Consider the following 25834-nt stretch of genomic DNA (forward strand, 5'->3'; position numbering starts at 1 on the left):
CCGGCGCCCCCGGGCGTTCGCACGGACATGGCTGAACAGGTCGTCGCCACCGCGTTCGGTGGCCCGGAAGTGCTGTCCGTCGTCGAGACCGAGGTGCCCGAACCCGCCGCGGGCCGGATCACCGTCGACGTCCGCGCGATCGGGGTGAACCCGATCGACCACAAGCTCTACAGCGGCGCGTTCGGTTCGGACCCGGACAAGTTGCCGCTGCCGGTGGGCAACGAACTCGCCGGGGTGGTCACCGCCGTCGGCGAGGGCGCCACCGGCAAGGCGGGCCCGATCTCGGTGGGCGACGAGGTGCTGGTCCAGCCGGCCCCCGGCGCGTACGCGAGTTCGGTGACGGTGCGCGCGACCCACGCGGTGCCGAAACCGGCCGGGCTGTCCTGGGAGACCGCGGCCGGTCTGCTGCTCGCCGGTGAGACCGCCGTGCACCTGCTGACGCTGCTCGGCGACGTCGAGGGCACCACGCTGCTGATCCACGGGGCGTCCGGCTCGGTCGGAGTGCTCGCCGCCCAGCTGGCCGTGGCCTCGGGCGCGCGGGTCGTCGGCACCGCGGGCGAGAAGCGCGCCGAGGCGCTGCGCGGCTACGGCGTCACGCCGGTGCGCTACGGCGAGGGGCTGGTCGACCGGGTGCGGGAGGCGGCGCCCGAGGGCATCTCCGGGGTGATCGACACCTCGGGCACCGACGAGGCGATCGACGCGTCGCTGGCGCTCGTGCCGCCGGACCGGGTGGTCAGCGCCGCCGCGTTCCAGCGCGCGGGCGACGGGATCAAGCTGGTCGGCGGCGGTCCGGGTGCCGATCCGGGCGCGGAGATCCGCAGCGCGGCGTGGGAGCGGCTGGTGCCGCTCGCGGCCGAGGGACGGCTCGAAGTCCCCATCGCCCGCACCTTCCCCCTGGCCGAAGCCGCCGAAGCCCACCGCCTCTCCATCGACGGCCACCCGGGCGGCAAGCTGATCCTGCTGCCCTGACCTTTAACCAGCGGCGAAGCCGTGCCTTGGGTGGCGAAGCCACGCCTGCCTTGCGGCCGTAGGCCGTGCCTGTATGTGCGAAGCACATAGCCCACGTCCAAAAGGTGACGACCCGCGGGTTCTCAGCGTTCTTCTCGCGAGGACAGCTTTTTCCCTCGTGGCGGAGCCACTTGGGAAAAAGATCCCGCAGCGAGAAGAACGCTGAGGTTCCGCCACCTGACCACTACGAGAGAAGAGCCGTGGTCATTCCGCGCGGTCGCGGAGGCCGCGGATGGCGCCGAGGAGGTGTTCGGCGCGGTCGCGGCCGGAGGTGGCTTCAGCCAAGCGCTGCTCGGCGGTGTGCAGCCGGCGGCTGCGTTCGGCGGCGTCCATCTTCAGCGCCTTGTCGACCTCCCGCAGTTCCGCCTCGATCGACTCGATGCGCCTGCCCAGCGCGTCGTCCAGCGCCAGCGACAGCTGCTGCTCGGCTTCGATGAGCTGCTCGGACACCAGCTGGTCCAGCGCGGATCGCGCGTCGGCGATGGCCTCGGTGAGCCACTGCTTGAGGTGCTGCTTGTCGGCGGCGTGCTTGCGGGTGCGCGCCATCCACCAGCCCGCGCCCAGCCCGAGCACGATCGTCACCGGCAGCACCACCGGGTTCAGCACGCCCACGCCGATCCCGGCCAGCGGCATCGCCGCCGCCCGGCCCACCCCGAGGCCGCCGGAGATGCCCATGAACACCAGCAGCTTGTCCTCGGCCGTCGGCGCGCGCTTGTCCGGTGGCCGCAGCGCGATGGGCGACTGCGCGCCGCGGGCGAACTGGGAGCGGATCACGTCGAGCTCTTCGGCGGAGAACAGCTCCGCCAGCGACACCTCCGCCACCTTCGCCAGCCGGGCCGACAGCAGCGCCGACACCCGCGAGGACACCATCTGCAACGCGGTGTCGACCTGGTGCGGCAGAGCGGTGAGCGCGCCGTGCTCGGCGGTGTCGATGGCGCGGCGGAACCAGCTCTGCACTTCCCGCATCTGCCGCGTCACCTCGTGGCTGACCTCGACGCGGGTGCGCTGGATCTCGCCGCGCAGCTTGAGCTGCCAGCCGCGGGTGGAGGAGCGCCGGGACGCGGCGAGCTCGTCGCGGCGGGCGCGCAGCGATTCGGCTTCGGCCTCGCCCACGGTCAGCGCTCGCTGCTCCGCGGCGAGCCGCACCGCGAGCTCGCCGAGCACGGTGGACAGCGCGCGCATCGTGTTCGCCTCGCCGAGCATCGCGGCCCGGCCGCCGACGAGCTGTTCCAGCGCGGAGCGCAGCTCGGTCACCCCGGAGCGCTCCCGCAGCATCGTGGCGGCCTGCTCGTTCGGCGCCTGCGCCGCGAGTTCCAGCATCCGCGCCGAGACCGGGTGGATCGGCACGTCGGCGAACCGCGGCGCGTGCTCGGCCAGCAGCCTGCGGTTCTCCTCCAGCACCTGCCGCCAGCCCCGGTGCTGGTCGGTCTTGGCGAGGGCGAACACCACGGTCTCGACCCGGTCCGCCGCGCCGTGCAGGAAGTCCAGCTCGCCGCGGGTGAAGGGGGCGGAGGCGTCGGCGACGAACAGCAGCGCGGTCGCGGCGGAGGCGGCTTCGGCGGCGAGCTCACCGTGGATGGAGTCCAGCCCGCCCACGCCGGGGGTGTCCACGATGGTCAGTTCGGCGAGCGAGTCCAGCGGCGCCTCGATGCGCAGGTGCCGGGGAGGTAAGGCGTCCGCGGGCAGGACTCCGCGCGCGGAGGCCCAGGACGGCAGCGCGTCGACGGCGAACTCGACGGGGTCGGCGTCGGCCGGGTAGCAGGCGAGTCCGCGCCACTGCTCGCCGTGGCGGAACTCCAGGTACGTCGACGTCGCCACCGAAGCGTCCACAGGGGACAGTCCGGGGCTGTCGATCAGGGCGTTCACCAGGGAGCTCTTGCCCCGGTTCGTCTCGCCGACCACCACCACGCTCGGCACCCGAGGACGGGAGAGCCGCACCTCGTCCACCCAGTCCGCCGAGGAGGGGGCGGCTTCCCGCAGCAGCGCGAACAGCCTGTCCCTGGTCTGCTTGACCTGCTGGGGCAAGGCGGTGGCCGCCACGGGCACCCCGGTCGCCGGGCCGGCCGAAGTCATGCGCACGCTCCTGTCGCTGGGTCGGATGCCGCTCGGGCGCGGGTCTCGCCGCTGGAACCGATGGGATCCGGCGCGGGCGTGAATGTACCCGCCGAGTCCCGGCCGGCGGCCCGTTCCGCGCCCGGTCCACCCGACTCGACGAGCTCATGCCCCGGTTGCCGCACGGGCCGTGGCGGGGAGCCGGTCGACGAACACCTGATCGTGCGGCGCGGTCGTCCCCGTTCGCCGCAGCCGCGCGCTCCACCGGTCGTGCTCCGCACCGCCCGTCGTTGATCTTGCCCAGGTGAGCGGCGTCGTCGGTCAGGCCGAGAGCGAAGGCGGACGTATCGGCCGATCGGCCAGGTGTGCCGCCGCAGGGCACTGGCCGGAGGTAGTAGGAGCGTCGAGCCTGTCGGCTGATCCGCGAACCCCCGCTGACCGGCGATTCTGATGTCAGCCGCGGAACAGCGGCGAAGTCACCGGCAAGGAGGCACACCATGCTCACCACCATCGGCACGGCTCTCGGCTTGATCCTCGCGTTCGCCGTTCTGCTCCTGATGTCGCTCAGCTCGGTCCTGCCCGACTTCGCCGAACCCCGTGAAGCCGCCCCGCGCCCGGAGCGGAACCGGACGTCGCCGCGGCAGTGGTTCAGCTCGTTCCGGATGTTCCCGAGCGCAGCTGGTACACGGTGACGATCGGCGCCCGCAGCACCTGGTCGCGGTCGGCGAACCCGAGCACCTCGGTCTCGGCGATGATCCCGTCCAAGGCGGGATCATCGGTGGGCGCGGTGCCGCCGGCTTCGTGCCGCGCCGGGTCGAACGGCTGCCCGTCCGGGCGCAGCAGCGCCACGCCGATGCCGTCGAGCCCTTCGGCGAGCCGCTCGACGACGCCGTTGCTGCGGGCCCGGTCCAGCGCGTACAGGCACAGCTTGATCAGCGCGGCGCGTTCGGAACGTGCCTGGTCGAGCGGGTCGATGTGCACGGCGGTCATGTCAGCCCCCAACTCGGCGTCCGGCTCCGCGGGTTCGTCCGCGCTCGGATCGGACGGCGGGGCCTCCCGCTCGGTTCCACGACCGGGTGAAGATCGTCGTCGAAGCCAGTCCCGCACCGCCGCGTCCCCTCCGCTCGCCGGTGGCTGAAGCTCAGCCGGGTATCCGGACCTGTCCGGGCTGAAGTTGCTGCCAGATCAAGAAGTACGCCCGGTGCACCACGAACGCGATGCGGCTCTGCGCCGGCGTCGCACCGAACGAGGCGTACGACCGCCACCACCCGGCCCGCTCCATCGCGTACTCGACGAGTTCGTGCTGCGGTCGCCCGGCCAACCCCAGCCGCGCACCCGGATCGGTGCTGCCCCCGATGCGCAGCACCTCCTCCACGAGATCGTCCGGCAGCACCACCGAACCCGAGGCGACCAGCGTCAACGCCTCCAGCAGCCGCAGCTGGTGCGCCTCCGGCCGGGTCAGCAGGACCTCGATCGCGTCGTGCACCCGCTGCCGTTCGCCCGCGTCACCGGACGCGTGCGCCAGCGCCGTCACCGAGGCGAGCGCGGCGGCGGCCTTGATCCCGTCGGCGCGGGCCCGGAACACCTCGTCCAGCCTGCTCAGCACTCCCGCCAGCCCGGAGCAGTCCAGCAGCGCCCGGCGCAACGCCCCCGCCGTGATCGCCGGATCGGCGTCGAGCTCCGCCAGCGCCCGCCGCACCCCGTACAGGTCCAGCCGCTCCAGCAGCCGCGCGCGGTCCCGCTCGGGGATCTCGCATTCCCAGCTCGTGAACAGGTCCGCCGACATCAGCATCGTCCGGCGCGTCGTCTCGTCCAGTTCCCCCAACGCCCGCAGCACGTCGGCGTCGGCGGACGTGAAGCCACCGGTCTCCGCGGTCTCCGCCAGCAGCCCGATCACCGGGAGCACCTCCGCCACCCGCGGCCCGAGCAGCGCGGCCTGCTCACCGGCCAGCGCGGCGGCGGCCCGCCACACGTCGCCCTCGGAACCCGGGACCGAGTCCGGTTCGACGGTGTCGGCCTTGTTCAGCACCGCGATCGCGTTCACCGGCCCCGCCTCGCGGCTCGCGGTGGCCGCGGTGAACGCCTCCAAGGCGTGCTGGTCGTCGGCCCGCACCGCCTGCGTCACCACGTAGACCACCGCCTCCGCCCCGGCGACCGCGCCGTGCGACACCGGGTCCAGGTCGTCACCGGTCGTCTCGCGGGCGCCGAGCAGCTGCTCGGTCCGCGCCACCGAGGCGGCGTCGAGCGAGCCGAGTCCGGGGGTGTCGATCACCGTGAGGTCCCGCAGCACGGCGTTGGTCAGGTAGGCCTCCAGGTGCGACACCCGGTGCAGCTCCACGCCCAGCTCACCGGGGATGCCGCCGTCGGCGTCGAACGGAACGGCCTGCTTGGTCCCGTCGTGGAAGACCACTTCGACGCGATCGACCGTGCCGTACTGGAAGCGGGTCACCAGCCGGGTGCACTCGCCGACGTCGGTCGGCGCGACCCGCCTGCCGATCAGCGCGTTCACCAGGGTGGACTTGCCGGATTTGATGCGTCCCGCCACCGCGACCTGCAGCGGCGCCGACAACCGCCGCAGCACCTCGTCGAAACCGGCCGCCGTCGTGTCCGAGACCTGGGCCCGCAACCCGGTGCACAACCGGGCGACCGACGACGACAGCGGACCCGCCCAGTGCTGCTCGACCGGCGATGTCACCCCTGCCTCCTCAACCCCGTGCTGTGATCGCGGCCATCGTGCCATGCGCGGCGGATCTTCCGGCCGGGTCGTCGGCGCTTCGCCGCGGATCGGCGGGGCAACATCGTTTGGGGAACGATCAACCCGGGAATCCGTTGCGGGCACGGACTTGCGCACAGCGCACTCGACGACGGAACTGGTGATTCCCGTGGGAACCGGACACACCCTCGCATTCCTGGTCATCGGCATCGTGCTCGTCTTCGTCGACGGTTGGCTGCTGCGCCGCAGCGGCACCACCTACCTGGAAGCCGCCTACCCGGACGGGAAGGTCGCCGACTCGGTGAACCAACTGGTCACCGTGCTGTTCCACCTGACGACGCTCGGCGTGGTCACCTTGCTCTCGACCGTCCCGATCGGCGGTGCCGACCCGTTCTACGCCGTGCTCACCCGCACCGGCGTGCTGCTGCTGGTGCTGGCCGCCGCGCACGGCATCACGATCTGGATCCTCGCCCGGCTGCGCACCAAGCAGCGCGACAAGGCCCTGCAGGAGGAGATCGCCGCCCGGACCAGCGAGCACTTCGACGCCGAACCGCACCCCCGCACCGGCTGATCGCCCGGTCACGGCCGCCGCGCGTACGACCCGGGTAGGACGCGGACCGTCTCCGAGGAGGACGAACCCGGGGTGGCCGACGCCTACGCTCGGGGCGGTGCGGAACCGGAGCGCGTGGTCGCGGAAGCATCGAATCGCCCTGGACGCGTGCATCGCGACGGTGCTGCTCGTCGCGCACCTGATGTCCGAGGCCGGTATGCACGGACCGTTCTGGCCGACGGCGGTGTTCGGCGGAGTGCTCGCCTGCGGTCCCGTCGCGCTGCGCCACCGGGCACCGGCGCTCGCTTCGGTCACCGTCGTCGCCGGGGTGGTCCTCACGAACCTGCTGCTGGGTTCGGGCCCGGTGTTCACGCCGGGTCAGGTCGCGGCGTTCTTCGTGCTGCACACGCTGATCAGCACCGGGCACCGCCGGCTCGCGGTGGCGCTGACCGCGGCGCTCAACCTGATCGTGCTGGCCGGGCTGCTCACCGTCGTCCCGCTGCCGATCGCGGCGCCGCTCACCGCCGCTTCCTGGTCGATGCTGAGCTACCTGCTGCTGACCGCGCTGATCTGGGCGTTCGGCGAGTTCATCGCCGCGCGCCGGGCGCACCTGCGGGAAGTCGAGGAGCGGTTGCGCCGCGCCGAGGCCGAACGCGACCGGCAGGCGCGGCTGGCAGTCGCCGAAGAGCGCAACCGCATCGCTCGCGAGCTCCACGACGTGCTGGCGCACTCGCTCAGCGTGATGATCGCGCAGGCCGATGGCGCGAGCTACGCCCTGCGCACCGACCCCGAACTGGCCGGACGCGCGACGCGCACCGTCGCGGACACCGGGCGGTCGGCGTTGCGCGAGCTGCGCGGCCTGCTGGACGTGCTGCACGATCCGGCCGAGGACGGCGCGTGGACGCCGCAGCCCGATGCGGCGGCGCTGGGCGAACTGGTCGAGCGGGTGCGGCGCCCGGACCTGCCGATCCGGTTCGAACTGACCGGGAACGTCGAGGAACTGCCGACCGGGCTCGGCCTCGCCGTGTACCGGATCGTGCAGGAAGCGTTGACGAACGTGCTCAAGCACGGTGGTGGCGCGGCGGAGGTGCGGGTGGACGTCGGCGGTGGAGCCGTCGTGCTCGACGTCGCCGACGGTGGAGCGCCCGGCCCGCGCGACCTGCCCTCCACCGGCAACGGACTGGGCGGGATGCGGGAGCGGGCCGTGCTCTACGGCGGAACCTTGACCGCGGGTGCTCGCCCGGGGGGCGGCTGGCGGGTGCGCGCGGAACTGCCGGTGCCGAGCGCCGATCAGGGCTGACCGCGACGGCGGGATGAGGCGTCGTCCTACTGCGGCGGGACGCGCGGCGGATCCGATTTCCCCGCCCGGACGGACGCGGGTCCAGAGTTCCGCGCCGCAGCCTGGTCCGGTCCGAACCCGACCGGCCCCGGGATGTGCCCATGACCACCACCCTCGACGTCCGTTCGGTCCGCGCCCCGCGGGGCGCGACCCCGCCGGCCCGCGTCGATCCGCCCGCGCTCGCGACCCGCCCGCTGCTGCTGATCGCGGCGGCCGTGAGCGCAGTGCTGCTGATCACCAGCGGTCGCTACGGCTACTACGCGGACGAGCTGTACTTCCTGGCCGCCGGCGACCACCTGGACTGGGGCTACGTCGACCAGCCGCCGCTGGTGCCGCTGATCGCGCTGCTCGCCGACACGGCGGCCCCCGGTTCGCTGTTCGCGCTGCGGTTGCTGCCCGCTCTCGCCGCCGGTGCCGGGGTCGTGGTGACGGCCCTGCTCGCTCGGGAATTCGGCGGTGATCGCCGCGCGCAGCTGCTGGCCGGCGGAGCGTGGGCCGTGTCGGGGCAGACCTTGGCGGGCGGGCACATGCTGGCGACCGTCTCCTTCGACCCGCTGCTGTGGAGCGTCGTGCTGTGGCAGCTGGTGCGCTGGGTTCGGCTGCGCGAGCAGGGCGTCCGGCGGGATCGCGCGCTGCTGCTCGCCACCGCCTGCACCGCGCTGGCCGTGCAGGTGAAGCTGCTGATCCCGGTGCTGTGGGCGGTGCTGGTGGTCGTGCTGCTGTGCCTCGGCCCGCGGTCGCTGCTGCGCCGTCCGGCGCTGTGGGCCGGTGCGGCCGGGGTGCTGGCGCTCGCGGCGCCCACGCTGTGGTGGCAGGCCGAGCGCGGCTGGCCGCAGCTCACCATGGGCGAGGCCGTCGCCGCCGAGAGCTCGTTCGGGCCGCTGGCGCTGCCCGCGGTGGTGCTCTGCGCCGGCGTTCCCGGCGGCGTGCTGCTGTGCCTGGGGCTGTGGCGGTTGCTGCGCGCACCGGAGCTGCGGCCGTACCGGTTCCTCGGCTGGACCGTCCTGATCGTGACTGGCCTGGTGCTGCTGGCGCAGGCGCGGCCGTACTACTTGGCCGGTTTCTACGGCTTGCTGTTCGCCGCGGGCGCTACCGGACTGCGGGCGAGGTGGCCGTCCGCGCGGCTGTACGGGATCTCCGCGCTGGTCGCGGTCCTGGCCACGTTGCCGGTGCTGCCCGTCGCGCTCATCCCGCGGTTCGACTTGGTCGGCACCGGCAGCACCGGCTGGCCGGAGCTCACCGCGGTCGTCGAGGACCACGCCCGGCGGGAGCGGGCACCCGTGATCACCGAGGACTACTGGGTGGCGAGCGCCGTGCACCACTACGGCCGCACCGAGGTGCACAGCGCCAGCCGCGGCTTCTGGGAGTTCGGCAGGCCGGCCGACGACACCGCCCGAGCGATCTACGTGGGCGCCGACCGCGAATTCCTCGCCCGGCACTTCGGGTCCGTGCGACGAGTGGACACAGTGGACTTGCCGGTGCCTTCGCGGTACCAGGGGACTCCGGTGTGGGCGGTGGCGCAGCCGAAGCGGCCGTGGGATCGGCTGTGGCGGGACCTGTGGCACGTCGGCCTCCGCCACGGCGGAACCGCGCCGACTCCGCCACCTGGAGCGACGCCCGGGGCAGCGGAGTAGCGGACCGCCGTCGCGCTCCGACCGCCCGAAAACGGTTCCAGCGCGGGAGAAGCGGACCTAGGCTTGCGGATCATGATTCGAGTGCTGCTCGTCGACGACCAGGAACTGATGCGCATGGGGTTCCGCATGGTGCTCGACGCGCACCCCGACATCGAGGTCGTCGGCGAGGCGGGCGACGGCGCACGAGCCGTGCAGCTCGCCGAGCAGGTCGAACCGGACGTGGTGCTGATGGACGTGCGGATGCCGGTGCTCGACGGCATCGAAGCCACCCGGCGGATCATCGCGGGCTGCGACGCGCGAGTGCTGGTGCTGACCACCTTCGACCTCGACGAGTACGCGCTCGCCGCGTTGCGCGGCGGTGCCAGCGGATTCCTGCTCAAGGACATCCCACCGGAGAGCCTGGTGACCGCGGTGCGCTCCGTCGCAGGCGGCGACGCCGTCGTCGCGCCGAGCGTCACCCGGCGGCTGCTCGAACGGTTCCTGGACACCGCGGACGGCGGCAGCCGGGACCGGGCGGTGCTGGACGTGCTCACCGAACGGGAACGGGAAGTGCTGGCGCTGGTCGGCAGGGGGCTCAACAACCAGGAGCTGGCCGCGCGGCTGCACGTCTCCGAAGCCACCGTCAAAACCCACATCGGCCGGGTGCTGGCCAAGCTGGGAGTCCGGGACCGGGTGCAGGCCGTGATCCTCGCCTACGAGACCGGGCTGGTCCGGCCCGGCGCTCGGTGACGGTGTCGGGGCGGGACGTTCGCGCTGGTGGGCGGTTAGCCTGGGCGGCGTGCCAGCTCCCGGATGGAAACCCAGGCTCGTCGCGCTCGACGTGGACGGAACGCTGCTCGACCCCGATCCGCAGACCATCTCGGCGCCGGTGCGCGCGGCGGTCCGCCGGGTCGCGGCCGCCGGCGCGCACGTGGTGATCGCCACCGGGCGCAGCATGCTCGGCACGCTGCCGGTGCTCGACGAGCTCGGGCTGACCAGCGGAGTCGCCCTGTGCTCGAACGGTGCGGTCACCCTCGACGCCACCACCGGCGACGCCCTCGCCGTCGAGACCTTCGACCCCGCTCCGGTGCACGCGCGGCTCACCGCGCTGCTGCCCGGAGCGAGCTACGCGGCCGAGCAGATCGGCACCGGCAGCCTCGTCACCAGCCCCTTCCGCGAATACCAGCTGCACGGGCCGCAGCGGCTCGCCGACCTGGACGAGCTGTTCGCGGAGCCGGTACCGCGGCTCATCGCGAACTGGGAAGGCCACGAACCCGCAGAGGTCACCGCCGCGCTCGCGGGAGTGGACCTGCCCGGCTGCACCGTCACCATCGACCACTACGAGCCGTGGGTGACCCTGGTGCCCGCCGGGGTGACCAAGGGCTCCGCGCTGGAGAAGTTGCGCACCGAACTCGGCGTGGCCGCCGAGGACACCTTCGCCGCGGGCGACGGCACCAACGACGTGCAGATGCTGCGCTGGGCGGCGCACGGCGTCGCCATGGGCCAGGCCCCCGCCGAAGTGCGCCTCGCCGCCGCCGAAGTGACGGGTCCCGTCGCCGAGGACGGCGTGGTTCCCGCCCTCGCCCGCTGGTTCCCGTGACGCGCTGAACACCGAGCGTGCGGCACCTCGACCGCGGGGATGAGCCGAACCCGCGCGAACTTGGCCGATAGGTGTACCCGCCATGGCCGGAAGGCCGAGGCGTCCGGCCCGGCCGGTGCGGCAGAGTTCTCCTCGTCGCTCGGACCACGCCGAGGGCCCGCCGCACACGGGAGACACCATGATCGAGGCTGTCGGCCTCACCAAACGCTACGGATCGACGGTCGCGGTCAACGACCTGTCGTTCACCGTCCAACCCGGCACCGTGACCGGATTCCTCGGGCCCAACGGCGCGGGCAAGTCCACCACGATGCGCATGATCCTCGGCTTGGACCGGCCCACCGCCGGAACCGTCCGCGTCGACGGCAAGGACTACCGCGAGCTCACCGAACCGCTGCGCACCGTCGGAGCGCTGATCGACGCCAAGTGGGTGCACCCGAACCGCTCCGCGCACGCGCACCTGCGCTGGCTCGCGCGGTCCAACCGCATCCCGGTGAGCCGCGTCGACGAAGTGCTCGAAATGGTCGGGCTCACCGCCGTGGCCAAGCGCCGCGCCGGCGGCTTCTCGCTGGGCATGTCGCAGCGCCTCGGCATCGCCGCCGCGCTGCTCGGCGACCCGAAGATCCTGCTGTTCGACGAACCCGTCAACGGGCTCGACCCGGAAGGCATCCACTGGATCCGCCGGTTCATGCGGCAGCTCGCCGACGAAGGCCGCACCGTGTTCGTCTCCAGCCACCTGCTGTCCGAAATGGCCTTGACCGCCGAAAACCTCGTCGTCGTCGGCAAAGGCGAACTGATCGCCCAGTGCAGCACCGAGGAGTTCGTCGCGGGCGCGGGCACCGGCTCGCTGAAGGTCCGCTCGCCGCACGCCGCCCGGCTGCGCGAACTGCTCGTCGACGACGGGCGCACCGTGCTCCCGTTCGACGCGGCGAAGCCCGACACCATCGTCGTCACCGGCGCGGACACCGACCAGATCGGTGAGCTCGCCGCCGCCCACCAGCTCGTGCTGCACGAACTCAGCCCGCAGCAAGGCTCGCTGGAAGAAGCGTTCATGCAGCTCACCAGCCAAGCCGTGGAGTACCAGACCGATTTCGGCGGCGTGCTCGCCACCGCCGGGGAGGACGCCCGATGACGCTGCTCGCCGTGGAACGCATCAAGCTGTTCTCCACCCGCTCGCCCTGGTGGTGCTCGGCCACCGCGCTCGCGCTCACCATCGGCTTCGCCGCGATGATGGGCTGGGCCGTCGACGGCGGCATGTCCCTGAGCCAGGCGCTGTCCGGCTACCAGTTCGGGCTGATGGTCGTGCTGGTGCTCGCGGCGCTGGCCGTCACCACCGAATACCGCTTCGGCACCATCCGGGCCACCTTCCAAGCGGCGCCGAACCGGACGGCGGTGCTGCTGGCGAAAGCGGGCGTCGTCGCCGCCCTCGCGTTCGTCCTCGGCGAGCTCGCCGCGTTCGGCTCCTGGGGCGTGGCCCAACTCCTCGCGCCCGGACCGGAACTCGCCGTCAGCACCGCGACCGAATGGCGGCAGCTCGTCGGCATCGGACCGCTGTTCGCGCTGGCCGCCGTGCTCGCCGTCGGCGTCGGCGCCCTGCTGCGCCAGACCGCCGGCGCGGTGACCCTGCTGATCATCTGGTCGCTGCTGGTGGAACAGCTCATCCTGCTGGTCCCCAACATCGGCCCGGACCTGCAGGAGTGGATGCCGTTCACCGTCGGGGCCCGCTTCCTGCAATCCGACCTCATGGGCGGCGACCCGCCGCTCGGTCCGTGGGGATCGCTGGCCTACTTCGCCGCCGTGGCGTTCGCGGTGCTCGCCACCGCAGCCGTCGTGGTGCACCGGCGAGACGCCTGATCATGCGCGGAGGGTGACGGCGCGAACCGTCGCGCCGTTACCCCTCCCGCTGGAGAGGCTGATCACGCCAGCAGATAGGATCTCGGCAAGATCGAGCCGTGATCACAGTTCCACCCGGATTCCGCGCAGGCCGAAACCTCTCCGCCGCCCGCCGGACGAAGTGGACGGATCGCGGCGGATCCGAGACCAAGGTGCCGAGCCTGGCTCGACACCTCCGGCACGGTCACCGCGCCAGTGAGCGCGGCGACCGGACGGCACAACAGAATCGACCGACTGCATTAGCGCTCGGGGGCGCCGGCGGTCGGGACGGGGGAGGGCCCGGGCTGTCATTCGGGGGATGGCCCGGGCCCTGTGCTTTTCTGGTTGTTTTCACGGCTCGTTTTGCTTTGGTGTCCGGGTAGCGGAACCTCAGTCGGTCTCTCGCTGCGGGATCTTTTTCCCAAGTGGCTCCGCCACGAGGGAAAAAGCTGTCCTCGCGAGAGACCGACTGAGAACCCGCCGGTGAGGACTTCTCGACGTGGGCTATGTGCTTCGCACATACAGGCACGGCCTTCGGCCGCAAGGCAGGCTTGGCTCCGCCAGCCCAAGGCACGGCTTCGCCGCAAGGCAGGTCTGGGTTTGCCGCCTCTGGGCGGTCAGATGGTGGGGCGTACTACTAGGACTGGGCAGGCTGCGTGGCGGACGCATTGTTCGGCTACTGAGCCTAGGAGGAGGCCGGCGAAGCCGCCTCTGCCTCGGTGGCCGACCACCAGGAGGTCCGCGCCTCGGGAAGCTGAGAGCAGGGCCTGGGGGGACGGGGAGTGCACGATGTGGCGCTGGATCGGGACGGGCGGGGGGTCGCCCAAGTGCTCCTGGACGATCTTCTCCGTCGACTCGTCCACCGACTGCTGGTAGGCGTCCATGCTCGGCACCGCGCCGGGCGGGCAGTCCGCGGGGCGCGGGGCGGTGCGCATGCTCCACGCCCGGACCACGTGCAGCGCCCCGCTGCGCAGGCCCGCCTCGTGCGCCGCGACCTCCAGCGCGCGCAGCGAAGACGGTGATCCGTCGACGCCGACGGCGACGCCGCCGTCCAGTTCGACTCGCTGCACTGTGCTTTCCACCACACCTCCACTTCACCTCCTCGCGCCCGCGCTGTCGACTTGGCCACCCGAACGAGTCCGATATGTGATGATTCGCGGCTAGGGTGGAGAACTTCACATGATCGATGCACTGTGGTAATGCATAGGCAGGACGCGTGTTTCCACACCAACGCCGCTGAGGTGCATGCGCCACGACGACCGCCACAGCGGTTCGCGTGAGTTCCCAACAGCAGATAGGTGGGTCATGGTCCATTCGACCGAGTGCTCGCCGGAGCGGCGCAACCCGCTGCTGAACCGGCGTTCCCAGACCGACGTCCAACTGGTGGCCGTGCCGCGGCTGGAGTGGTCACTGGCCACCGAAGCGCACCCGACCGTCGCCGAAGCCGCCGCGCCCGCCTCGATGCGCCGCAGCTGGATCCACACCGCTCCCGAGCAGAAGGTGCTCGAGCTCTACCGGAAGTTGCACGGACCCGCGAGCAGGCTGCCCGCGCCGTGGTGGCTGCGCGCGCTGGACCGCGGCGAGCTCGCCTCCCGCGACGAGGGCTTCGCCCTCGAAGACGACGTGCACCGGCTGCTGGCCGGTCGCGGCGGCTGGTTCTTCGTGCCCTGGGCGGGCGTCGGCGAGACCGGGTACTGGGAGTACGGGCCCTCCGAACGCGGAACCCGGCACGCCCCCACCACGGTAGCGCTCACCGACCGGCACCCTGGCTGGATCCAGGTGGTCGCGGCCTACACCGACGGGCCGTCGCAGCCGTTGCCGCTGAGCGGTCCGGACGGCTTGCTCGCCGCGTTGCCGGTCGTCGAATCCTGGTAGCCGCGCCGCCGGACGGGTTTGCGATACTGGTCCCCTGTGAGCACTTCTGACCAGCAGGTCCAGCATCGCCGCTCGATCGTGAGCTACGTCCAGCGCGGCGCTCGGATGACCGTCGGACAGCAGCGGGCGTGGGATCGGCACTGGTCCGCGATGGGCGACTCCGTCGACGCGCTGCCCCCGGGGCGGCTGGACACGGACGCCTGGTTCGGCCGGACCGCGCCCGTCGTCCTGGAGATCGGCCCCGGCATGGGCGAGACGACGGCGCAACTGGCCGCCGCCGCACCCGAGGTCGACCACTTGGCCGTCGAGGTCTACAAGCCGGGCCTGGCGCAGCTGCTGCTGCGCGCCGAACACCTGGAGCTGGCGAACCTGCGGCTGCTGCGCGGTGACGCGGTGGTGCTGCTGCGGGAGCACTTCGAGCCGGGCTCGCTGTCGGGCGTGCGGATCTTCTTCCCGGACCCGTGGCCGAAGAAGCGCCACCACAAGCGGCGGCTGGTGCAGGCGGAGACGGTGGAGCTGATCGCGTCCCGGCTCGCGCCGGGCGGGTTCGTGCACCTGGCCACCGACTGGGAGAGCTACGCCGAGCAGATGCTCGAGGTGTGCTCGGGCGTGCCGGAGCTGCGCAACCGGTACGCCGACGAGCCGGGCGGCTGGGCTCCCCGGCCGGAGTGGCGGCCCGTCACGAAGTTCGAGAACCGCGCCCACGACGAAGGCCGGGTCATCCACGACCTGATCTTCGAGCGGGTGTGAACCTCCCCGCGGTGCTCAGGCGGCGACCGGCAGGTCCAGGACGCCTTCGCTGAGCCGGACGGCGCGTCCCGCCCGGGGGCCGCGCGCGGTGCGGGGACGCTGCGCTCGGACGGTGGACCAGGTCGGGCGCTGCGCCTGGACGGTGAGCGACGGCTCCGCCATCGCCAGCACCACCGCGATCCCCGCGGCGCGGGCGGTGTCGACGAGTTCGCCGACGGTGGACTCGGTGAGGGCCGGGTCGTCCGCGAAGATCACTTTCGGGCGGTGCGCCATGGCGCGGGCGACGGTCAGCCGCTGCACCTGAGCGGTGGAGAGCTGTCCCGGGAAGCGCTCCCGCATCCCGTCGAGGCCGAAGTCCCGCAGCACGCTCAGCGCGAGCGCCATCGCCGCGGCGCGGTCGGTGCCCGCCAGCATCTGCGGCAGCGCGCAGTTCTCCTGGGCGTTGAGCTCGGGGACGAGCATCCCGTCGCCGAACACGAACCCGAAGTCGCGCCGCCGCACCTCGCTCAGCTCGTGGTCGGTGAGCCGGTCCAGGCGCACCCCGTCGAGCAGCACCGCCCCCTCGTCGGGGCGGCGCAGGCCGGCGAGCGCCTGCAGCAGCGCCGTCCGGGCCTGCGGGGACGGGCCGTCGAGCGCGGCGACCGCGCCGGGCTCGACGGTGAAGTCCACTCCGAACAGCTGCGGCAGCGCGGTCAGGTTCCGCGCCTCCAGCAGTGGTGCCGTCGATGCAGTGGGCACTGTCCGCTCCTCTCACCTGCCGGTTCGCACCGGATCGCCTTGGGGTGTGCAGAAACCTTCTCGCGAGCGAGCGGTCCGGTGCGTCGGGCGGAGGGACATCCCTCGTCGACCGATCGGCCAAGCCTTTCGAGCCGTTCGGCCAAGCCGTTCGGCGGTCGCCGGGCATTAGGGTCGCGGCGTGAGCTCCAGCCCGACGCCCCCCTCGTTGGCGCAGCGACTCAGTCGTCTCGTGCGGGCGCGATGGGTCCTCGCCACGCTGATGACGCTGCTCTGCTGCGTGGACATCGCGTTCGCCGTGCAGCGCGGCGGCCCCGAACTGATCGCCCTACCGGGAGCGGCGCTGCTCGCGTTGTTGGCGGTGCGGGGCCGTTCGCATCCCGCGTTGTGCGGGCTGGCGGCGGCGGCGGTGCTGGTGCTGTCTTCGGGGCTGTTCCGCGTGGTGGATCCATTGGGGCACGGCCCGATCCTTCCCACCGAGAACGCGGCGGCCGTGCTGCTGGTGCTGTTCGCGCACCGGAGGCTGCCGCCGTTGAAGGCACTGCCGATCACCGGTGCGCTGGCGCTGGCCGCTTTGGTGTCGCTGGTCGTGCGCTCCTCGATACCGGACACCCGGACCCTCGCGTTCGGAATGTTGCAGCTGTTGCTGGCCATGGGCACCGGGACTTACCTGCGCGGTTGGCAGCCGACGGTCGTGCGGGCCCCGCTGCTGGAGCTGTTCAGCAGGCAATGGCCGATGATCGCGGGGCTGACGGTGCTGGTGTTCCTGGAAGGCAACGCCTACCTGGAGGACCGTCCCTACGCGATAGCCATGCTGCTGGGGGCGGTCGTGCTGGCGGTACTGGCGGTGCTCGCGCCGCTGCGTCCGCTGGAGACCGCGCTGCTGGGCGCCAGTGCGCTGGCCTGCATGGGCGTCGTGAACGTGCTGCTCGGCGCGCGCGAGATGTCCTCGGCGATCCTGCCGCCGCTGCCGATCACGGCCACGGCGGCCGGGATGCTGCTGATGGCGTACCTGGTTCGGCACGCCGCATACCGGAAGGCGTGGATCGGCGGGTCCGCACTGGTCGGTGCCGCGCTGATCGCCGTGGTCCTGGACGGGGCGGCCGAGAGCCCGCTGGAGTTCAGCACCACGTTCCGAACCCTCGCGCTCGGCGGGTTGCTGCTGGCGTTGTCGGTCGGGTCGGGGGTGTACTTCCGCACCCGCGACGGCGAGCGGACCCGGACGGTGGAGACGGCGGTGGAGCAGGCCCAGCAGGCGGAGCGGCTGGCGTTGGCGCGGGAGCTGCACGACGTCGTCGCCCACCACGTCACCGGGATCGTGGTGCAGGCGCAGGCCGCGCAGATGGTCGCCGCGCAGAAACCGGAGGCCGCCGCCGAAGCCATGGAGCGCATCGCCAACAGCGGCACGGAGGCGCTGGTCGCGATGCGCAGGCTCGTGGCGAGCATGCGCGGCGCGGAACCCGCCGGAACCAGCGGCGCCACCGAGCAGGCCACCACCGACCTGGCCGCCGACCTCACGTCCTTGGCGGAAGGCGCGGGGCCGAAGGTGCGGCTGCTGCTCGACATCGGCCGCGAGGTGCCCCAGGAGGTGGCGCGCTCCGCGCTGCGGCTCGTGCAGGAGTCGCTGACGAACGCGGGCAAGCACGCCCCGGACGCCACCGAGATCCTCGTGTCGGTGCGGTCCCCGCAGGAACACCTGCACGTCCGCATCACCGACAACGGTTCCGGCAGGCGCACCGCACCGGTCGGCGGCTCCGGAGGATACGGTCTCGTCGGCATGCGCGAGCGCATCGAGTTGCTCGGCGGCCGGTTCAGCGCGGGCCCCGGCGAGGGCACCGGCTGGCGGGTCGAAGCGTGGCTGCCGCTGGCCGAACGCGCGGCCGGGTGAGTGCGCGCGTGGGGCACGACGAGGAGGATGTACCGATGATCCGGGTGCTGATCGCGGACGATCAGGAGATGGTGCGGGCCGGTTTCCGGATGATCCTGGACTCGCAGGACTCCATCGAAGTCGTCGCCGACGTCGCGAACGGGCTGGACGCGGTGAGCCGCGCCAAGGAGCTGCGCCCCGACGTGTGCCTGATGGACATCCGGATGCCCGGCCTGGACGGCTTGGAGGCGACCAAGCAGCTCGCGGGCCCGGACGTCGCCGACCCGATCAAGGTCGTCGTGGTGACCACCTTCGACCTCGACGACTACGTGGCGTCGGCGCTGGCGAACGGCGCCAGCGGATTCCTGCTCAAGGACGCCGGTCCGGCGCTGCTGATCGAGGCGATCCACGCCGCGTCGCGCGGGGACGCCCTGGTGTCGCCGCAGATCACGGTGCGGCTGCTGAAGCACTTCGCGAAGCCGCCGGAACGGCCGCGCCGCACCGTGGAACCGCTGCGGGACGCGCTCACCGAGCGGGAGCTCGACGTGGTCCGGGCGACGGCGCGCGGGCTCACCAACGTCGAGATCGGCGCGGAGCTGTTCATGTCGTTGTCCACGGTGAAGACCCACTTGGCCGCGGCCCAGACGAAGATCGGCGCCCGCAACCGCGTCGAAACGGCGTCCTGGGCATGGCGAAGCGGCCTCATGGAGGAGTGAACTGCTTGTCTCCGCTCTTGGCCTGCGTAGGGGACGGGTGGCGGAACCTCAGTCGTCTTCTCGCTGCGGGATCTTTTTCCCTAGTGGCTCCGCCACGAGGGAAAAAGCTGTCCTCGCGAGAAGACGACTGAGAACCCGCGGCGGTGCCGGTTGCGTGCGTGGTCACTGCTCAGCGGCTTCGCCGCTGACAGGACGATGGTCGGTGGTGGCGGTCGGTTGGCGCTGCAAGATCAGGGGCGAGGCGTGGGCCTGTGCGCGGTTCCGGGGGTGTGGAGGGCTGCGGCAGAATGCGTTCATGTCGACCGCTCTGCGCCTGCACGCCCCCATCGCCGTTCCCTGCGACGCCACCGGGTCGGTGATCCGCGACGCCGTGGTGGACGTGGACGAGCAGGGGCGGGTGAGCTACTGCGGGCCCCGCGAGGGCGCGCCGCCGCGCGCGCAGGAGACCGAGGTCCGCGACTGCGGCGGCATCCTGCTGCCCGGCCTGATCAACGCGCACGCCCACAGCCCGATGACGCTGCTGCGCGGCATGGGCGGTGACCTGCCGCTGCTGCGCTGGCTGCGCGAAGTGATCTGGCCCGCGGAGGCGCGGCTGCGGCCCGGCGACATCCGCGCGGGCATGGAGCTCGGCGCCGTGGAGATGCTGCGCGCCGGGGTCACCACGAGCGCCGAGATGTACTTCTCCGGCGAGTCGGTGGTCGAGGCGGTGCTGGCCGTCGGCTCCCGAGTGGTGCTGGCCCCGGCCGTGATCTCCACTCCGGACCTGGAGGGCATGGGTTCGTGGCAGGGCATGGTCGACGACATCAGCAAGTGGATCGACGCCGACGGCACCCGCTTCGGCCCGGCGGAACGCGTGGAACTGGGCTACGGCGCGCATTCCGCGTACACGCTGCCGCCGGAGGCGCTGCGGTTCATCGGTGAGTCCGCGCAGCGGCGCGGCGCGCTGGTGCAGGTGCACGTGGCCGAGGCCGCCGACGAGGACCGGGAGCAGCGGGAGAAGTTCGGTTCGGTCCCGGCGCTGCTCGACGAGGTGGGGATGCTGGACGGCCGGGTGCTCGCCGCGCACTGCGTGCACCTGTCTGACGCCGACATCGCGCTGTTCGCCCGCAAGGGCACCGGAATCGCGCACTGCCCCGGTTCCAACGCGAAGCTCGCCTCCGGCACCGCGCGGCTCGTCGACATGCTCGCCGCGGGCATCCCCGTCGGCCTGGGCACCGACGGGCCGTCCAGCAACGACGACCTGGACCTGTGGGAAGAGGTGCAGCTTGCGGGCATGCTCGCCCGTCTGTCCACGGGGGACGCGACGGCGCTGAGCGCGCGCAGTGCGCTGCTCGCGGCGACCCGCGGCGGGGCCGCGGCGCTGGGCCGCGACGACATCGGCGCGCTGGAACCGGGCCGGTGGGCCGACATCGTGCACCTGGACGTGGACAACCCGGCGTTCGCGACGGGCCTCGACACCCCCGACGAGCAGCTGCTGTCGAACCTGGTGTGGGCGGCGGGTTCGCGCAGCGTGCGCGACGTGTGGGTGGCGGGCACCGAGGTGCTGCACGACCGCGAACCGACCCGGGTGGACCGCCGCGCCGTCCAGGCCGCGGCCCGCACGGCGTCCCAGCACATCCGCGGCTGATCGCGGCACCGGCGAGGATCGAGGGCGCATGACCAGGCACATCGGCATCCTGCTGTTCCCCGGGGTCGAGGAGCTCGACGCGATCGGCCCGTGGGAGGTGCTGTCCTTCTGGACCCGCGGCTTCCCCGACGACGGCTACGCGGTCTCGACGGTGTCCCGCGACGGCGGGCCGGTCGAGTGCGCCAAGGGCCTCACCGTCTCCGCCGGGCACTCCTTCGCCGACGCCCCCGAGTTCGAGGTGCTGCTGCACCCCGGCGGCCAGGGCACCCGGCCGATGCTCACCGACGAGCGCCACCTCGCCTGGGTGCGCGAGCAGCGCGCGGCGGTGCCGCTGATGACCAGCGTGTGCACCGGATCGCTGGTGTACGCCGCCGCCGGCCTGCTCGACGGGCGGCCCGCCACCACGCACTGGCGTTCGCTGGAACTGCTCGCCGAATTGGACCCGACCGTCGAGGTGCGCGGCGAGGACCGCTTCGTCGACGACGGCGACGTGATCACCTCGGCCGGCGTCTCGGCGGGAATCGACATGGCGCTGCACCTCGTCGCCCGGTTCGCGGGAACGTCCCGGGCGCGGGAGGTCCGGCGCGGCATCGAGTACGACCCGCAGCCCCCGATCTGACCGATCCTCAGCCCTGCGGCGGGATGTTGTTGTTGAGCCGGAAGCGGTTGTGCGGGTCGTACCGCGCCTTCGCGCGCCCGAGGCGCTCCAGGTTGTCGCCGTAGGCCGACGCCCGAGCGCCGGGGTCGAGCACCGCCTCACCGCTGAAGTTCAGGTACGTCCCGGCCGCTCCGGGCATCGACTCGGCCTCCGCCAACACGTCCCGCACCCAGCGCACGGCGCGCGCGGTGTCGTCGGCGTCGGTCCAGTTGGCGTCGACGCTGAGCAGGTAGTCCGCGTTCCGGTCGCCGAACGCGGTGTCCGCGGCGGGAACCCGTCCGGCGGCGCCGCCGAGCAGCGGGACGTGCAGCATCGTCACCGGGTGCGGCCGTTCCCGGCCGCGTCGCACCAGCAGGTCGAGCACGGCGTCGTCGAGTTCGCGGAAGTACAGCGACTTCCAGTAGCTGAGCAGCCCGCCTTTCGGGAAGAACGGGTCGAAGGCCTGCTGCACCGCGGTGTAGGGAGCGGGCCCGCTGAGGTCCGCGAGCGGAGTGCCGAACCGGCGCATCGGTTCGAGCGCGGTCATCCCGTCCTCGACGTGCCCGGCGTGCACGGCACCGATGATGAGCACGTCCTGGTCGTGCAGTTCGGCGGGCAGTGCGGGGGACGCCGGCAGCGTCCAGAGCACGGCGCGGGTGGTGATCTCGTCGGGCAGCCCGCTCGCCCAATCCCGCCAGGCGCGCAGCACTTGCCCGGCGTCGGCCGCCGGGTATATCGCGGTGCCGTTGGCCACGGTCGGCCCCAACGGGTGCGCGTCGAACTCGAATGCGGTGACGACGCCGAAGTTCCCGCCCGCGCCGCGCAACGCCCACAGCAGCTCCGGGTCCTCCGGCCCGGCCCGGCGCACTTTCCCGTCGGCGGTGACGACCTCAGCGGACCGGAGGTTGTCGCAGGCCAGCCCGTGCGCGCGGTGCAGCCAGCCGATGCCGCCGCCTAGGGTGAGGCCGCCGACTCCGGTGCTGGACACGATCCCGCCGGGCACCGCCAACCCGAACAGCTGCGTCTCGCGGTCCACGTCGCCCCAGGTGGCGCCGCCTTGCACGCGCGCGACCCGGCGTTGCGGGTCCACGTCGACGCCGCGCATGGCGGACAGGTCGATCAGCAGCGCGCCGTCGTGGATGCTGTGCCCGGCGACGCTGTGCCCGCCGCCGCGCACGGCGATCAGCAGGTCGTGGTCCCGGGCGAGCCGCACGGCGTCGACGACGTCGGCGGTGCCGGAACACCGGGCGATGAGCGCGGGCCGCCGGTGGAACATCCCGTTCTGCACGACGCAGGCCTGCTCGTACAGGTCGTCGCCGGGGCCGATGAGCGGTCCCCGGAATCCGGCGCGGAGTGCGTCGAGCTCGCCGTCTTCGAGGCTCGTCTCTCCGCTGGTGAGGGTGCGCAGCAGCACCGGCATCGCACCCACCTCCTCATCGCAGTGCCCGGCAGGGTGCAGGCAGCGCACACCCGCGTCCGCGCCCGGCACAGTGCCGCCGGTCCGTTGACGCCGCGTTCGCCGAGTGCTAGTCGGCGGGAGGACCTTGTGCCCTGGGGGCGCACGACTCCGCGGCGCACCGTTGCCTTGACGGATCAGGGCGAGTTCGGGGAGTCGTCATGGCGTGGTCGACGGAGGAATCCAGCGCGGTCCACGAATCGCTGGGTCGGATGGGGCGTTCCTGGGGCTGGTTGCTGGCGTTCGGCGTGCTGTCGGTGATCGCGGGCATCGCGGTGCTGACCTGGCCGGGCGCGACGATCCTGGTGATCGCCGTGCTGCTGGGCGTGCAGCTGCTCGTGGGCGGGGTGTTCTGGTTCGGCAGCGCGCTCGCGTCCGAGGAGAAGGGCACGGCGGTGCAGATCATGCTGGCGGTGCTGGGAATCCTCGCCGGCGTGGTCGTGCTGCGGTACCCGGTGCAGTCGGCCGTGGCTTTCCCGCTGGTGCTGGGGTTGTTCTGGACGGTGAACGGGGTGCTGGAGACCTTCCACGCGGTGACCAGGACGCACGTGACCTCGCGGGGGTGGGCGATGGCGGCCGGGCTGCTCGGCATCGTCGCCGGCGTGGTGCTGCTGGCGTACCCGGGCTTGGGCCTGGTGACGCTGACGTACCTGCTCGGCATCTGGCTGATCGTCTACGGCGGGATCACCGCGGCCCGCGCGGTGGCGTCGCGCCCGGAACCCGCCGGGAGCGCCGTGCCGCCCCCGGCGGGCGCCGCGCACGCGTGATCCCGGCCCGATCGGGTTCGCGGCTCGCGGTGGCGCGGCGGAGCTCCCCGGCCTCGGCCGACGCCCGCGAGCCCGGACCCGATCCCTCCGCGGGCAGCGGTCGGACCGGTGATCGCGCTCGGCCGATCGGGTAGCGTGGAAAGGGAGGAACCGGTCAGGTGGGGGCGTGTTGCCAGCGGGAACAGCGGAGCAGCGCACGCGTTCGAGGCCGGACGGGCTCCTCGGGCAGCTCCTGCGGTTCGGCCTCGTGGGCGTGGTCAGCGCCACCGCGGACTACGGAAGCCTGCTGGTCATGGTCACCTTCGGGGTGTGGCAGGAACCGGCCCGCGCGCTGAGCTTCGTGCTCGGCAGCACCACCGCCTACCTGCTCAACCGCCGCTGGACCTTCGTCTCCCGCCGGGACGCGAAGGAGGCGGTCGCGGTGGCCGCCGTGTACGCCGCGACCTTCGTGCTCATCCTGACGATCTATTCGCTGGTCCGGCACTCGCTGCCGACGTCGCCGTGGCAGGTCACGATCGCCTGGGTGGTGTCGCAGGGCATCGGCACCTCGTTCAACTTCCTCACCCAGCGCCTGCTCATCTTCCGCCGCTGAGCGCTCGGCTCCGGCCCGCAACGGCCGCCGATTCGGTCATGATTGTCGAATGATCGACGCGACGCGCACCCTGGCCCTGATCGGATCGGCGGCGGGCGGAGTGGAGCACATCCGCACCGGGTTGATCGAACCGGCGATGGCTCGCGGCTGGCGGGTCGCGGTCACGCTCACCCCGACCGCCGGGGCATGGCTGGCGGCCTCGGGCGAGGTCGACCGGATCACCCAGGTCACCGGACTGCCCTGCCGGATCGAGCCGCGGATGCCCTCCGAACCGAGCCCGCACCCGCCGATCGACTGCTTCCTGGTGTGCCCGGCGACGGCCAACACCGTCAGCAAGCTGGCGCTCGGCCTGGGCGACAGCCAGGCGATGACGACCGTGGTCGAAGCGATCGGGGCGGGCACCGCACCGGTCGTCGTCTTCCCCACCGTCAACGCCGCGCACCACCGCCACCCGGCGTGGAAGTCGCACACCTCGACCTTGCAGGACGCGGGCGTGCACCTGCTCACCGGCGACGACCTGTGGCAACCGCACGAACCGCGCAGCGGCCTGGAGCAGAAGATCCCCTGGAACCTGATCCTCGCCAACCTCGACACCCACGTCCGCCCCCGCGGGTGAACGCGCGTCCCCTTGGCGCGCAACGGTTTCCACGATTCCTGGAGGGTGCCGTTCGGTGCGGCAGGCCTCAGGCCGGGCCGAGCAGGTCCCACCGGTTCCCGGCGACGTCCGAGAACACCGCGACCCGCCCGTACGGTTCCGCGCGCGGTGCGCTCGCGAACTCCACTCCCGCGGCGACCAGGCGTTCGTAGGTGGCGTCGAAGTCGTCGACCCGCAAGAAGAAGCCCACCCGGCCCGCGACCTGATCGCCGACCACGGCGTCCTGGCGCGCGCCGTCGGCCCGCGCGAGCAGGATTCCGGTTCCGCCGCCGGGCGGTCGCACCACGACCCGCCGCTTCGGCCTGCCGTCGTTCGTGCGCGACGGCGAGTCCTCGACCAGCTCGAAACCCACGGTGCGCACGAAGAACTCGATGGCGCGGTCGTAGTCGTCCACGACGATCGTGACCAGGTCTACTCGCACCTCGTGATCGTAGGGCTCCTCGCCGAACCGCGGACGCCGCAATTTCACCGTGGAACGACGAAGGCCCAGGTGGAGCGGATCAACGCTCTGACCTGGGCCTTCGTGTGTTGAGCGGATGACGGGAATCGAACCCGCGTATTCAGCTTGGGAAGCTGATGTTCTACCATTGAACTACATCCGCAGTGCCGTTTCCGGCGCCGCCAACTCTAACACGGCGGGCGACGAAGATCGCTGAGGGTGCGGCGGATACGCTGTGCGCGTGCTGCTGAGTGACCGGGACCTGCGCAAAGAGCTGGACGAGGGCCGACTCGAACTCGATCCGTTCGACGTCGCCATGATCCAGCCGTCCAGCATCGACGTGCGGCTGGACCGGTTCTTCCGGGTCTTCGACAACTCGAAGTACACCCACATCGATCCTTCGCAGCAGCAGGACGAACTCACCTCGCCGGTCGAGGTGACCGGTGACGATCCGTTCGTGCTGCACCCGGGCGAATTCGTCCTCGGGTCGACCTACGAGTCGGTGCGGTTGCCGGACGATCTGGCCGGGCGGCTGGAGGGCAAGTCCTCGCTGGGGCGGCTCGGGCTGCTCACGCACTCCACCGCCGGGTTCATCGATCCCGGCTTCTTCGGGCACATCACGCTCGAACTGTCCAATGTGGCCAATCTGCCGATCACGCTGTGGCCGGGGATGAAGATCGGGCAGCTCTGCCTGTTCCGGTTGTCGAGCCCCGCCGAGCACCCGTACGGCACGACGCACGCGGGTTCCCGGTACCAGGGCCAGCGCGGGCCGACGCCGTCGCGCGCCCACCTCAACTTCCAGCGCGTCGAGACCCGACGCGACTGATCTCGGCGGGCTCTCATTTCGGCAACGCCCGCGCGAGGGCGTTCGGGGTGGTCGGCCCGCTCGTCCGGTCGGATCGATCGGGTCGGCCGTTCGCGCATGCCCGTCCGGTGCAGGAGCCGCTGCGCCGTTCGGCTGAAGATCCCTCGCC

25 protein-coding genes and 1 tRNA gene are annotated in these 25834 nt (G+C 72.2%); 18 read left to right on the forward strand and 8 right to left on the reverse strand.

Translation table 11 applies throughout. From position 1 onward, the window contains the following. Positions 1-27 precede the first annotated feature (27 nt). Complete coding sequence (locus BJ969_RS28660; protein WP_184484192.1) at positions 28-969, forward strand: quinone oxidoreductase family protein; 942 nt, start codon at positions 28-30, stop codon at positions 967-969. 243 nt (positions 970-1212) lie between these two features. On the opposite strand, the gene BJ969_RS28665 is transcribed toward BJ969_RS28660, so the two are convergent. The 3 genes from BJ969_RS28665 to BJ969_RS28675 form a co-directional block, all read right to left on the reverse strand. Then, positions 1213-3081, reverse strand: a complete 1869-nt coding sequence (locus BJ969_RS28665; protein WP_184484194.1) for a dynamin family protein — start codon at positions 3079-3081, stop codon at positions 1213-1215. Positions 3082-3708: 627 nt separating this feature from the next. Further along, positions 3709-4062 carry a nucleotide exchange factor GrpE gene (locus BJ969_RS28670; RefSeq protein ID WP_425503589.1) on the reverse strand — a complete coding sequence of 118 codons (354 nt, stop codon included), beginning with the start codon at positions 4060-4062 and terminating at the stop codon, positions 3709-3711. A gap of 139 nt (positions 4063-4201) precedes the next feature. Beyond that, positions 4202-5755, reverse strand: a complete 1554-nt coding sequence (locus tag BJ969_RS28675; protein ID WP_184484198.1) for a dynamin family protein — start codon at positions 5753-5755, stop codon at positions 4202-4204. 187 nt (positions 5756-5942) lie between these two features. Between BJ969_RS28675 and BJ969_RS28680 the strand changes: the two genes are divergently transcribed. The 7 genes from BJ969_RS28680 to BJ969_RS28710 all read left to right on the forward strand — a co-directional run bounded on the left by BJ969_RS28680 (position 5943) and on the right by BJ969_RS28710 (position 12726). Continuing rightward, a complete protein-coding gene (locus BJ969_RS28680) occupies positions 5943-6344 on the forward strand; it encodes a hypothetical protein (protein WP_184484200.1) in 402 nt (133 codons plus the stop codon). 97 nt (positions 6345-6441) lie between these two features. Next, a complete protein-coding gene (locus BJ969_RS28685) occupies positions 6442-7623 on the forward strand; it encodes a sensor histidine kinase (protein WP_343071646.1) in 1182 nt (393 codons plus the stop codon). A 140-nt stretch (positions 7624-7763) separates the two neighbouring features. Then, a complete protein-coding gene (locus BJ969_RS28690) occupies positions 7764-9296 on the forward strand; it encodes a glycosyltransferase family 39 protein (protein ID WP_184484202.1) in 1533 nt (510 codons plus the stop codon). A 72-nt stretch (positions 9297-9368) separates the two neighbouring features. After that, entirely contained in the window at positions 9369-10025 is a 657-nt protein-coding gene (locus BJ969_RS28695; RefSeq protein WP_184484204.1) for a response regulator, read from the forward strand. A 49-nt stretch (positions 10026-10074) separates the two neighbouring features. Then, the gene (locus tag BJ969_RS28700; RefSeq protein WP_343071647.1) at positions 10075-10875 is read left to right on the forward strand and encodes an HAD family hydrolase; all 801 of its coding nucleotides are present in this window, start codon (positions 10075-10077) and stop codon (positions 10873-10875) included. 178 nt (positions 10876-11053) lie between these two features. Further along, positions 11054-12004, forward strand: a complete 951-nt coding sequence (locus BJ969_RS28705) for an ABC transporter ATP-binding protein (RefSeq protein WP_184484206.1) — start codon at positions 11054-11056, stop codon at positions 12002-12004. Continuing rightward, entirely contained in the window at positions 12001-12726 is a 726-nt protein-coding gene (locus tag BJ969_RS28710; protein ID WP_184484208.1) for a hypothetical protein, read from the forward strand. The genes BJ969_RS28705 and BJ969_RS28710 overlap by 4 nt, the downstream gene beginning before the upstream one ends. 635 nt (positions 12727-13361) lie before the next feature. On the opposite strand, the gene BJ969_RS28715 is transcribed toward BJ969_RS28710, so the two are convergent. Continuing rightward, complete coding sequence (locus BJ969_RS28715) at positions 13362-13826, reverse strand: universal stress protein (protein ID WP_343071648.1); 465 nt, start codon at positions 13824-13826, stop codon at positions 13362-13364. Between the two features lie 223 nt (positions 13827-14049). Here BJ969_RS28715 and BJ969_RS28720 point away from each other — a divergent pair, with 223 nt between their 5' ends. Together BJ969_RS28720 and trmB are read left to right on the forward strand one after the other, a co-directional pair. Further along, positions 14050-14619 carry a hypothetical protein gene (locus tag BJ969_RS28720; protein ID WP_246457122.1) on the forward strand — a complete coding sequence of 190 codons (570 nt, stop codon included), beginning with the start codon at positions 14050-14052 and terminating at the stop codon, positions 14617-14619. A gap of 105 nt (positions 14620-14724) precedes the next feature. Next, positions 14725-15369 (forward strand): tRNA (guanosine(46)-N7)-methyltransferase TrmB, encoded by a 645-nt coding sequence (gene trmB / locus BJ969_RS28725; protein ID WP_221316986.1) that lies wholly within the window; start codon positions 14725-14727, stop codon positions 15367-15369. A 15-nt stretch (positions 15370-15384) separates the two neighbouring features. Here trmB and BJ969_RS28730 read toward each other — a convergent pair whose 3' ends face one another. Beyond that, positions 15385-16107 (reverse strand): ATP-binding cassette domain-containing protein, encoded by a 723-nt coding sequence (locus BJ969_RS28730; RefSeq protein ID WP_184484212.1) that lies wholly within the window; start codon positions 16105-16107, stop codon positions 15385-15387. Between the two features lie 229 nt (positions 16108-16336). Between BJ969_RS28730 and BJ969_RS28735 the strand changes: the two genes are divergently transcribed. The 4 genes from BJ969_RS28735 to BJ969_RS28750 all read left to right on the forward strand — a co-directional run bounded on the left by BJ969_RS28735 (position 16337) and on the right by BJ969_RS28750 (position 20933). Next, positions 16337-17992 (forward strand): sensor histidine kinase, encoded by a 1656-nt coding sequence (locus tag BJ969_RS28735; RefSeq protein ID WP_343071649.1) that lies wholly within the window; start codon positions 16337-16339, stop codon positions 17990-17992. 35 nt (positions 17993-18027) lie between these two features. Further along, positions 18028-18687, forward strand: coding sequence for a response regulator (locus BJ969_RS28740; protein ID WP_184484214.1), 660 nt, complete (start codon positions 18028-18030; stop codon positions 18685-18687). Positions 18688-18982: 295 nt separating this feature from the next. Then, positions 18983-20314: an amidohydrolase family protein gene (locus BJ969_RS28745; protein WP_184484216.1), complete on the forward strand. Its 1332-nt coding sequence runs from the start codon at positions 18983-18985 to the stop codon at positions 20312-20314. Positions 20315-20342: 28 nt separating this feature from the next. Then, positions 20343-20933 carry a DJ-1/PfpI family protein gene (locus BJ969_RS28750; protein WP_184484218.1) on the forward strand — a complete coding sequence of 197 codons (591 nt, stop codon included), beginning with the start codon at positions 20343-20345 and terminating at the stop codon, positions 20931-20933. A gap of 7 nt (positions 20934-20940) precedes the next feature. On the opposite strand, the gene BJ969_RS28755 is transcribed toward BJ969_RS28750, so the two are convergent. Then, the gene (locus tag BJ969_RS28755) at positions 20941-22371 is read right to left on the reverse strand and encodes an FAD-binding oxidoreductase (protein WP_184484220.1); all 1431 of its coding nucleotides are present in this window, start codon (positions 22369-22371) and stop codon (positions 20941-20943) included. A gap of 197 nt (positions 22372-22568) precedes the next feature. Here BJ969_RS28755 and BJ969_RS28760 point away from each other — a divergent pair, with 197 nt between their 5' ends. From BJ969_RS28760 to BJ969_RS28770, 3 genes are all read left to right on the forward strand, one after another. Next, complete coding sequence (locus BJ969_RS28760; protein ID WP_246457123.1) at positions 22569-23174, forward strand: HdeD family acid-resistance protein; 606 nt, start codon at positions 22569-22571, stop codon at positions 23172-23174. 166 nt (positions 23175-23340) lie between these two features. Then, entirely contained in the window at positions 23341-23766 is a 426-nt protein-coding gene (locus tag BJ969_RS28765; RefSeq protein WP_184484222.1) for a GtrA family protein, read from the forward strand. 49 nt (positions 23767-23815) lie between these two features. Next, positions 23816-24382: a flavoprotein gene (locus tag BJ969_RS28770; protein ID WP_184484224.1), complete on the forward strand. Its 567-nt coding sequence runs from the start codon at positions 23816-23818 to the stop codon at positions 24380-24382. A gap of 67 nt (positions 24383-24449) precedes the next feature. On the opposite strand, the gene BJ969_RS28775 is transcribed toward BJ969_RS28770, so the two are convergent. Then, entirely contained in the window at positions 24450-24842 is a 393-nt protein-coding gene (locus tag BJ969_RS28775) for a VOC family protein (RefSeq protein ID WP_184484226.1), read from the reverse strand. 110 nt (positions 24843-24952) lie between these two features. After that, positions 24953-25023 (reverse strand) — tRNA-Gly (locus BJ969_RS28780). Positions 25024-25101: 78 nt separating this feature from the next. On the opposite strand from BJ969_RS28780, the gene dcd reads away from it, so the two are divergent. After that, the gene (gene dcd, locus BJ969_RS28785; protein WP_184484228.1) at positions 25102-25686 is read left to right on the forward strand and encodes a dCTP deaminase; all 585 of its coding nucleotides are present in this window, start codon (positions 25102-25104) and stop codon (positions 25684-25686) included. The last annotated feature ends 148 nt before the right edge of the window (positions 25687-25834 follow it).

The sequence above is a fragment of the Saccharopolyspora gloriosae genome, from assembly GCF_014203325.1.
Lineage (GTDB): Bacteria > Actinomycetota > Actinomycetes > Mycobacteriales > Pseudonocardiaceae > Saccharopolyspora_C > Saccharopolyspora_C gloriosae.